The organism is Arthrobacter sp. JCM 19049 (genome assembly GCF_001310435.1).
Genome location: NZ_BAXF01000248.1, coordinates 1 through 3,180, shown reverse-complemented (window position 1 = coordinate 3,180; position 3,180 = coordinate 1). Strand labels below are relative to the sequence as shown.

Genomic DNA, 3,180 nt, shown 5'->3' with positions numbered 1-3,180 from the left:
CAGCGGGCTGGGGCGTGATCGTGGGTGCTGGCCGCCGGGCAGCCCTCCGGGCCCGAGGCGGCCAGCGGGTGGCTGCTTCCGGCGATGTTCTTCATGCTGCTGGCGGGGATCGCGGATTCCATTTCCTCGGTCTTCCGCACCACCATCTTGCAGGTCGCGGCCCCGGATCAGATGCGGGGCCGGCTGCAGGGAGTGTTCATCGTGGTGGTCGCCGGTGGGCCGCGGGTCGGGGAGATGCTCTCCGGAGGCGCCGCGGGCTTCCTGGGTGAGGGGCTGACCCTGGTGGTTGGGGGGGTGTGCTGTGTGCTGGTGGCCGTGCTGCTGGTGCGCTGGCGCCGCGGCTTCCTGCGCTACGATTCCCGCCACCCCGAACCCTAGCTCGGTGGGCGGCCGAGACCTGCCGTGGCGCGCGCAGCACGCTGTGAGCTGGACGATAGGCTCGAGATGGAACCTATGGGCGGGGCAATCGTTGCATAAACTAAAGGATGATGAGCAAGATCAGGGGCACGGTCCTCCAAGGCGGAGGTCTTGGCCCACACATCTTGCCCACACCTTTTGACCACGCACACTGCCAAGAAGTTCGGCTCAGTACGATACGGGAGCGATAACCCACCGTGCATCAACATAACAATGGCCTGAAAACCGCCCTGCTGCTCGGCGGTATGTTTGCCCTGCTGCTGGCCCTGGGCTCCCTGATCGCCTCAGGAACCCGGAACAGCTCCTTCATCTGGATTTTCGCGCTCATTGGCCTGGGCACCACCGCCTACGGCTACTGGAACAGTGACAAGATCGCGCTGCGTTCCATGCACGCCTACCCGGTCAGTGAACAGGAGCAGCCGGAGATGTACCGGATTGTGCGCGAGCTGTCCATGGCGGCCCAGCAGCCCATGCCGCGGCTGTACGTCTCACCCACGCAGTCACCCAACGCTTTCGCCACCGGGCGCAACCCGGAAAACGCGGCGGTGTGCTGCACCGAGGGGATCCTGCGCATCCTGAACGAACGCGAGCTGCGCGGTGTGCTGGGGCACGAGCTGATGCACGTGTACAACCGGGACATCCTCACCTCCTCGGTGGCGGCGGCAATCGCCGGGGTGATCACCTCGATCGCCCAGTTCCTGATGTTCTTCGGCGCCGGGGGCGGGAACAACGAGAACCGCAACGTGAACCCCTTGGCCATCCTGGCCCTGTCGCTGCTGGCGCCGCTGGCCGCCTCGGTGATCCAGATGGCCGTCTCGCGCACCCGAGAATTCGATGCTGACGAAGATGGCGCCCGCCTGACCAACGACCCACTGGCGCTGGCCAGTGCCCTGCGTCGGCTGGAGCAGGGCATCGACCAGGCCCCGCTGGCGCAGGAAGACCAGAAGGTCGTCAACAGCTCCCACCTGATGATCGCCAACCCGTTCGGCTCCCGGCTCAAGCGCATGTTCTCCACCCACCCGTCAATGGATGAGCGCGTGGCACGCCTGGAGGCCATGGCCCGCGGCAACTAATTTTTAGGCAGCACACGCAAAAGCCGGTGTCCCATGGCGCGTTAAACGTCATGGGACACCGGCTTTCATGCTGCCGCCGGCACGCGGGGCTAGCGCAGGTTGACGAACTGCAGGTCCACATCCTCGAAGTCGCGCAGCAGTGCCATGGTGGCCTGCAGGTCATCGCGGGACTTGGAGGACACGCGCAGCTCATCGCCCTGGATGATGGACTTCACGCCCTTGGGTGCTTCGTCACGGATCAGCTTGTTGATCTTCTTCGCCACATCCTGGGCGATGCCCTCCTTGATGCTGGCCTCGATCCGGTATTCCTTGCCCGAGGCGAAAGGCTCCCCGGCATCCAGGGACTTCAGCGAGATGTTGCGCTTGACCAGCTTGGACTGGAACACGTCCAGCACTGCCTTGACCCGCTCCTCGGAGTTCGCCTTCATCAGGATCTTTTCGCCGCTGAAGTCGATTTCCGCGCCGACGCCCTTGAAGTCGTAGCGCTGGGAGATTTCCTTGCTTGCCTGGTTCAGTGCGTTGGACACTTCCTGGCTGTCCACCTTGCTGACAACATCAAATGATGAATCGCTGGCCACGAATCTTCTCCTTGTGGTTTGTTGGACTGGTGAGTGTTTGGCTCAAATCTGACTCATAGCCTACCGGTTTGCTCAGGCGTTTACCGGAGGTGATGAGCATTACAGCAAATGGGCGGCTTTCGATTTTTCATCTGCAAAAAGTTCCGGTAGAGTTATTTCTCGTTCCCACCAGAACAACCGGGCAGATTACCCGAGCGGCCAAAGGGGGCTGACTGTAAATCAGCTGGCTATGCCTTCACTGGTTCGAATCCAGTATCTGCCACAAATGATCCTCCAGATCCACAAGATCTGGAGGATTTTTTGGTTTCCGGGCAGGGGAGGCGGGCTGTTTTCCCCGCCAAACTAAGCGCCAACGCCCGAAGTCGGTTACCGTTGAACCATGGCAACAGTAGATGTAACTGAAACAGAGTTCGCGCAGCTGATCGAAGGCAATGACATCGTCCTGGTGGATTTCTGGGCAGAGTGGTGCGGACCGTGTAAGCAGTTCGGCCCGGTGTATGAACAGATTTCCGAGAAGTTCCCGGAAGTGGTGTTCGCCAAGGTGGACACCGAAGCCGAGCAGGGACTGGCCCGGGCCGCAAACATTTCCTCGATTCCGACCTTGATGGCCTTCCGCGAAAAGGTTCTGGTCTTCTCCCAGCCCGGCGCCTGAACGGTGCCCAGCTTGAGGACCTGGTGACCGCGGTGAAGGGCATCGACATGTCCGAGGTGCACGCCCAGATCGCCGAGGAAGCCGCCCAGCAGGAAGAAACCAACTAGCTGCTGCTAGCGGTTGCGGTGATCCAACGGCGTGTAGCGTGGCCCAAAGCCCTGTTTGCGCTGCCCGGAGAGCTGCAGTAACCGGACAACTCGTTGCCGGTGTCCGGTGTACGGTTCGAGCAGCTGCAGCATCCGCTGGTCATCCACCCTGTGGCCGACCAGCACCTGGCCCACGAAATCCGCCAGGTGGTAGTCGCCAACCGAAATGTGGTCCGGTGAGCCGTGCGAGCGCTGCAGGGTCTCGGCCACCGTCCAGGGCCCGATCCCGCTGATGGAGAGCAGCGCCGCCTCCAGCGTGCCGGACCCGGTGGTGCCCGGCATCGAGTCATTCAGTCCCAGTGCCGCCCAGCGCT

3 protein-coding genes, 1 tRNA gene and 2 pseudogenes are annotated in these 3,180 nt (G+C 62.4%); 4 read left to right on the top strand and 2 right to left on the bottom strand.

Going from position 1 to position 3,180, the window contains the following annotated elements:
- The first annotated feature begins 84 nt into the window (after positions 1 to 84).
- Both JCM19049_RS10380 and htpX read left to right on the top strand, forming a co-directional pair.
- On the top strand, positions 85 to 378 hold the full coding sequence (locus tag JCM19049_RS10380) for a hypothetical protein (protein ID WP_279402942.1): 294 nt from the start codon (positions 85 to 87) through the stop codon (positions 376 to 378).
- A gap of 236 nt (positions 379 to 614) precedes the next feature.
- Positions 615 to 1,490 (top strand): zinc metalloprotease HtpX, encoded by an 876-nt coding sequence (gene htpX, locus JCM19049_RS10375; protein WP_054821548.1) that lies wholly within the window; start codon positions 615 to 617, stop codon positions 1,488 to 1,490.
- An 89-nt stretch (positions 1,491 to 1,579) separates the two neighbouring features.
- On the opposite strand, the gene JCM19049_RS10370 is transcribed toward htpX, so the two are convergent.
- Positions 1,580 to 2,068: a YajQ family cyclic di-GMP-binding protein gene (locus tag JCM19049_RS10370; protein ID WP_054821547.1), complete on the bottom strand. Its 489-nt coding sequence runs from the start codon at positions 2,066 to 2,068 to the stop codon at positions 1,580 to 1,582.
- Between the two features lie 180 nt (positions 2,069 to 2,248).
- On the opposite strand from JCM19049_RS10370, the gene JCM19049_RS10365 reads away from it, so the two are divergent.
- Both JCM19049_RS10365 and JCM19049_RS10360 read left to right on the top strand, forming a co-directional pair.
- Positions 2,249 to 2,330 (top strand) — tRNA-Tyr (locus JCM19049_RS10365).
- A gap of 117 nt (positions 2,331 to 2,447) precedes the next feature.
- A pseudogene (locus JCM19049_RS10360) lies at positions 2,448 to 2,827 on the top strand (thioredoxin family protein).
- Positions 2,828 to 2,833: 6 nt separating this feature from the next.
- Here the strand turns inward: JCM19049_RS10360 and JCM19049_RS10355 are convergent.
- A pseudogene (locus JCM19049_RS10355) lies at positions 2,834 to 3,180 on the bottom strand (3-methyladenine DNA glycosylase); the annotation flags it as partial.

Bases quoted from the DNA above. Each gene is read 5' to 3' on its own strand.
- JCM19049_RS10380 (WP_279402942.1), top strand. From the start codon at position 85: ATGTTCTTCATGCTGCTGGCGGGGATCGCGGATTCCATTTCCTCGGTC.